At 43.3% G+C, this 5,914-nt stretch carries 5 protein-coding genes; all 5 read right to left on the reverse strand.

Annotated elements, in window-relative coordinates:
* Nucleotides 1-532: RNA polymerase sigma-70 factor (locus tag VF500_RS10320; RefSeq protein WP_330859592.1), on the reverse strand; the 532-nt coding region annotated here is incomplete at its 3' end.
* A gap of 245 nt (nucleotides 533-777) precedes the next feature.
* Nucleotides 778-1,698 carry a glycerophosphodiester phosphodiesterase family protein gene (locus VF500_RS10325; protein ID WP_330859593.1) on the reverse strand — a complete coding sequence of 307 codons (921 nt, stop codon included), beginning with the start codon at nucleotides 1,696-1,698 and terminating at the stop codon, nucleotides 778-780.
* 1 nt (nucleotide 1,699) lies between these two features.
* Nucleotides 1,700-2,974 carry a hypothetical protein gene (locus VF500_RS10330; protein ID WP_330859594.1) on the reverse strand — a complete coding sequence of 425 codons (1,275 nt, stop codon included), beginning with the start codon at nucleotides 2,972-2,974 and terminating at the stop codon, nucleotides 1,700-1,702.
* A gap of 49 nt (nucleotides 2,975-3,023) precedes the next feature.
* The gene (locus VF500_RS10335; protein ID WP_330859595.1) at nucleotides 3,024-4,430 is read right to left on the reverse strand and encodes a RagB/SusD family nutrient uptake outer membrane protein; all 1,407 of its coding nucleotides are present in this window, start codon (nucleotides 4,428-4,430) and stop codon (nucleotides 3,024-3,026) included.
* Nucleotides 4,431-4,441: 11 nt separating this feature from the next.
* The coding region (locus VF500_RS10340; RefSeq protein ID WP_330859596.1) for a SusC/RagA family TonB-linked outer membrane protein at nucleotides 4,442-5,914 on the reverse strand (1,473 nt) is incomplete at its 5' end.

Genomic DNA, 5,914 nt, shown 5'->3' on the forward strand with positions numbered 1-5,914 from the left:
GTAATATGCGTAAAGTAATCACCATATAATTTTCGATGGTATTAACCGAAAGACCTGTTTCTTCGGCTATCTGCGCGTAGGTCATGTTCCGTTCCCGGCTCATCCTGAAAATCTTTTGGCGTTGTGGACTAAGCTCGTTTAGTTTTTGATGATAGATCTTTTCCAGTTCAACGTATTTCAATTTATCATCAGTAGCACCGCCAACAGGGGTATCCTGTAAGGTCAACAGATCAATAGGAATAGTGCTCAGGATTTTTTTGCGGTAGTAGTTATAAATGGCGTTTTTGATGGAGCGAAAAAGGTACGAGCGAAGATCTGTTTCTATAATCAGATCACCTTTTTTTTGCCAGAGCCTTAGCATCACATCTAAAGTAAGCTCTTCTGCTATTTCTCTATCTGGCAAGTTTTTCAGCGCATAGTTAAAGATGGGATCATGATAACGTTTAAATAAAACATCAAAAGCGCTGGTATCACCGCTTTGATATTTCTCCCATAATAAACGATCTGATAAATCCTTAACTACCTTCGACATGCTAAACCAAACAAACCCGGGCAAAAATAAACAGGCTTGACAACTCATGGGGTTAACATAATATTAAGTTATCATCGTATTTATGTACAGTAAATTACATAGTGCCGGGTTGATACCTATTTATCGCATCAACCCGGCGGTGTTACTACTTACTTATGTATAATAGTTTCATAAATCACTCTATATTCATCATTAATGGCGTTTCCCAGAACTTATTGATAGATAAATTCTTTCCAAATCGCTTTTTAAAAATGCAGGTTGCGGCTTCGTAGATATTCAAGTAACTCCCTCGGCCTGTCAGTTTGTATAATTGTGGCTCCATGCGTAATGATCCAGTCCCAACTGTCTTTAGTATTTCCTAAATCAATAGCTGTATCATCATCGTGCCCGGCATTCAGGCTCGCCCATAGTGAATTGATCCAGATACGGGAGCCATTACGGTTAATGAATTGGTTATTTTTAAGAATAGCCGAGGTATCGGTACCAAAATTCAATTCAAAAGCTACCGGTTTAATATGGCGTTGATAATTTTCTATCGATAGCTTTGCGCCGGGCTTATCCAAATCAATAACTGCCATAAACGTAACACTGTCAATAATTGCAGGATATTGCTTCCTTACTACCTCATAGCTCTCCGTTGTTTTAAAAATAGCTTGGTTTAAAGTGCCGGTAGCTTTTAAAATTTTGTACGCTTCATTATAATAAGGATAGCTTTTGTCAAGATTTACCAAAATTTTTCCTTTTATCAATTCCATTACTTCCTGAAGGGTAGGTATAGTATTTACAGTAACCCGGCCTAATCCATTTTTTAAATGAAACTTCTTTAATTCGGCCAGTGTATAGTCGCCGGGGCTTCCTTTGCCATCCGTTGTGCGGTCGATAGTTTGATCGTGCATAATAACCACTACGCCATCTTTGGTTTTATTTAGGTCGAGTTCAATAATATCTACCCCAATGGTTATAGCATATTTAAACGCAAGCAACGAGTTTTCGGGGGCATCGCGCCAGTCGCCACGGTGGGCGGCCACCATAATGTGTTTATCAAATGGCTGATGCAATTGTTTAACAAGACTATCGGCTCTTGTGGTTTGAGCATAAGCTGTCGTGCAATACATTAAAACTACCGAAGCAATAACTGCAAGAACTTTTATCTTTTTTGAGTACATGTTATTCTTTTTGATGTGTTAAATAAGGGCCAAATACTTGTTTTACTTTAATTACGGGGCTTTTATCATCCAATACAAAAACCGAATAATTTTCACCTCCTTTTGATACGCGGATAAGCACATGCCCCTCAAAGCTTTTGAATCCTTTTGCAATCCAAAAGCCGAGGTAGGTTTTAGTTTCCGGCTGCATATAGGTGTCAAATACATCCGTATTATCACCCGTTGCCGTTTTTTCCATTAACCGGAAAGCCACTTCCTGTCCTGGTTGATCCGAGCACCAGCTCTGTTCAACGGCAACTTTCGGGGCGAGGGTTCTCAGGAAAGCATCGTTGCTGGCATCGCGGTTGCCATGGTGGTTTAGTGTAAGGGCATCTACACGGCCGATTACTTTTGCCATTGGGGTTTCCATATCCCGCCTGCCAGGGTAATTGCTGCCTTCATACCCGGTATTATCGCCGCCTGCATAATAAGTAAAAGGGCCATAGCTTATTTTGATGGCATTGCTGAGCGGATTCTCATTAAACTTTCCGTTTTCCAACAATTGCCCGGTTGTAAAACAGAGGTTTGTCCCCTCTCCTTTTCCTGACCAGATATCGGCATTTGATTTGATATTCCGCACTTGAAAACCGGGATATAATTCGGGATGAATAAGCAACACAAACTGGCTTTTACTCCCCGGTTTTAGCGCAGCATACTTCATTCCCTTTTTTGCCGATTGATATTTCACAAACGCCAAGTAATTATTAAAGGTGGCGTTATCTCGATAATAGGTTAACAGATCCACAGGATAGGTACGGCCCCTATCCAGCATATTTTTAATAGGAATAACATCTCCCATATCAGTCAACCCCGATAGCTGATAAGCTCCGTTAGCTGCTTTCGGACTGTTTTTCTCGATATTGCCATAATGATCTCCATGAAAATGCGTGATCAAGGCATAATCAATAGCAGGCTGTCTGCCCGCTGGCATTACCTGTTTTATATAAGCCGCGATCCATTGCCCGGGTCTTAATGAACTATCCGGTAAAGCAGGTGGGATTTTCAACGGTGCGTTGGTGCTTTCAAATTCATTGGCATTCATATCACCGGCGTCGATGAGCATGGTGGTGCCATCCGGAAAAACAAGGAAGCTTGAATTGCCGCGTCCTGTGTTGATAAAATGGATATCCAATTGCCCATCCTGCCAGGCGGGTAAATGCTCATTTATTGCTTTTTGCTGAGCATAACCCTCTATCATCCAAAACACAGAAAGAAGCACTAAAACTAATTTCTTCATATAGTTTTTTATAAAGCGGGTTACCGATTAAGCTAACCCGCTGTTAAAATTAATAGCCGGGGTTTTGTTTGATGGCCGGATCAGTATTGATCTGTGATTGAGGAACCGGCATCAGCAAATTATGCTGATCTATCGTGATCAGGATATTATTATCCTTAAACCATTTGTTCATTACGGTAATAGCGGTGCCGGTGCGCAACAGATCGAACCAGCGGTGACCTTCGCCAATCAATTCCAGCCTGCGTTCTAATGCGATAGCATCTCGCAGATCTGCCTGGCTGGCCGCGGTGGTATTACCTAAACCTGCCCTGCTGCGGATAGTGTTTAAATACGTTGCAGCCGGTGTGGTATTACCTAACTCGTTTTCAACTTCGGCCAGCATCAGTAGTACATCCGCGTAGCGCAAAACCACAAAATCGCTTGGCCCATCGGTAATAATGGTGGTTGGCGCTGTCAGCTTGTTATCAAATGGCGCTCCGGTGGGTGCCAAGGTTACATACACGCCTTTGCGAAGATCGCCCGCAGTATAAAGATTGTACAGGCTTAAAGTTGGCAGGTTGTGGCCCTTTGCACCGGTTACTGTAGCCGATGGACTAAATTGCTGAAACATGATACTCCCTTCAGAATTACCATTTAGGCCCGATGTAAACTGGACCGCGAAAATGATCTCCTTGTTGTTTTCGTTGCTCACCGCGAAAACATCCTGCGGTTTGGCCATTAAAACGTGCCTGCCCGAATTAACAACCGCCTGTAATTGGGTTTCGGCGTTGGCATAATCTTTTAGTGTAAGATAAACCTTGCCCAATAAGCCTTCGGCAGCGGTTTTAACAACTCTTCCGGGCTGGGCAGCGGCATCTGGCAACAGTGGAATAGCTGCATTAAGGTCGGCCTTGATCTGATCATAAACTTTGGCTACCGGTTGGCGGCCAAGGCCGAAATACTGGTTAGGATTGGTAGTTTCTGTTATTACCAGCGGCACATCGCCGTATAACCTCACCATATTAAAGTATAGCAATGCCCTGATAAATAACATTTCGCCTTTACGGGCCTGTTTTAGGGCAGGATCGGTATAAGTGATCTTATCTATCCGGTTCAATACCACGTTGGCCTTTTGAATAGCCTGGTACGAATCGCGCCAGGTTGTTTCAACAATATCATTGGGTGGTATGGTTGTAAACTGGTCGAGCTGACCATAGTTGCCGCTATCGTTTGATGGTACTTGGTCGAAGGTGTTATCCGAAGGGATCTCGGCAAAGGCCGGCAGGTACAAACCATAAAGCCCAGTTGATTGCAAAGTACCATAAACAGAGGTAACATATTCTTCGGTTTCGGCCTGGTTGGTTATAAACTTACCCAGGTCTTTGGATGAAAGTGGGTTTTGATAAAGTTCCTTTTTGCAGGATGAGGCAATTGCCGACAGCATCGCCGCTAATATAATGATGTGTTTGGTTTTCATGTTTGTAACAATTAAAATGTAACGTTGGCACCAAAAATGAACGAGCGGGCAACCGGGTAATTCGCGTTTGATAAACCATCGGTAAGCACATTGCCGCTGGTAGCATCAGGGTTATAACCCCTGAATGTTGTCCAGGTAAACAGGTTATTGGCTGTACAATACACACGGATATGGCTTATTTTAACTTTTGAAGTTAACGCCTCGGGCAGGTTATAGGCCAATTGCGCGTTTCGTAAGCGTAAATAATCGCCTTTATAATAAAAAATGCTTGCCGCACGGGTTAACCTCCTTGCCGATGAAAGGTTACCCAGGTTTGGCTGCGCGTAAGTACCGTTAGGATTATCAACCGGGTGATACCTATTTTCAAAATAATAAACGCTCGGCATCGAAAAACCTTCGCCCGAATCATCAAGCGTGGCCAGGCCGTTATCATAAATTTTGCGGCCATAAATCCCGTTAAAAGCCACATTAAATTCAAAACCTTTGTAGGCGATATTGGCACCAAAGCCATAGCTGAATTTCGGGCTGTAAGTTCCGTACGATACCTGGTCGCGGCTGTCAATTACGCCATCGTTATTGGTATCCGCTACTTTGTAATCGCCTGTTAATGTACCGGCCAAATGCGGACTGTTGTCTATTTCACCCTGCGTTTTATAAATACCGGTTATGTTATAGCCGTACATGGCGGCAACCGGGCCACCTACCTTCGTAATAAAATTGCTTGCAGGCCCCTGTATTATTTGCGTTTGCCCGGGAGCTAAAGCCAATACTTTATTTACGTTTGTAGCCAGGTTGGCATTAAAACCAATCCTGAATGGCCCTACATTAAGGTTATTACCCGAAAGCTCGAACTCGAAACCATGGTTGGTTACTTTGCCTATATTTTGGATAGAGTTTGTAAAACCCGATTGCTCAGGAATAGGCACGTTAAGCAACAGATTTTTGGTAGTGCTTTTATAATAATCGGCAACGAGGTTGAATTTTTGAAAAAAAGCAAGGTCGATACCAAGGTCTGTTGAGTTTTTGGTTTCCCAGGTAAGGTTGTTATTGGCTGTAGTGGTTGCCGCGAAACCAGGACTTAACGTATTGCCGAAAACATAATTGTAATTGTAATCATTCGCGCCATTCGTAGATGCCGAACCGATCAACGCTTTTGAACTGTATGAGCCTATCTGGTTGTTACCCGCCGATCCCCAGCTGGCCCGGATCTTGGCAAAGGTGAGCACCTTGTTTTCGGGGAAGAAGGATTCTTTACTTAGGATATACCCGCCGGTTACTGATGGGAAGTTGCCCCATTTATTGTTATCTCCAAAACGCGACGAACCGTCTCTCCTAATGGTTGCAGATAATAAATATCTATCGGCATAGGCATATTGCAAACGGGCAAGGTATGAGATCTGTGTCCACTGGTAACGGGCTGATGTCACACTGTATGCGCTGGCACCGCCTATATTGGTGATCTTATCATCAGGTATGCCTGAGCC

The sequence above is a fragment of the Mucilaginibacter sp. genome (genome assembly GCF_036383575.1).
Lineage (GTDB): Bacteria > Bacteroidota > Bacteroidia > Sphingobacteriales > Sphingobacteriaceae > Mucilaginibacter.

Coding starts and splice junctions, on each gene's coding strand:
- VF500_RS10325 (WP_330859593.1), bottom strand. CDS start 1,698: ATGTACTCAAAAAAGATAAAAGTTCTTGCAGTTATTGCTTCGGTAGTT.
- VF500_RS10330 (WP_330859594.1), bottom strand. CDS start 2,974: ATGAAGAAATTAGTTTTAGTGCTTCTTTCTGTGTTTTGGATGATAGAG.
- VF500_RS10335 (WP_330859595.1), bottom strand. CDS start 4,430: ATGAAAACCAAACACATCATTATATTAGCGGCGATGCTGTCGGCAATT.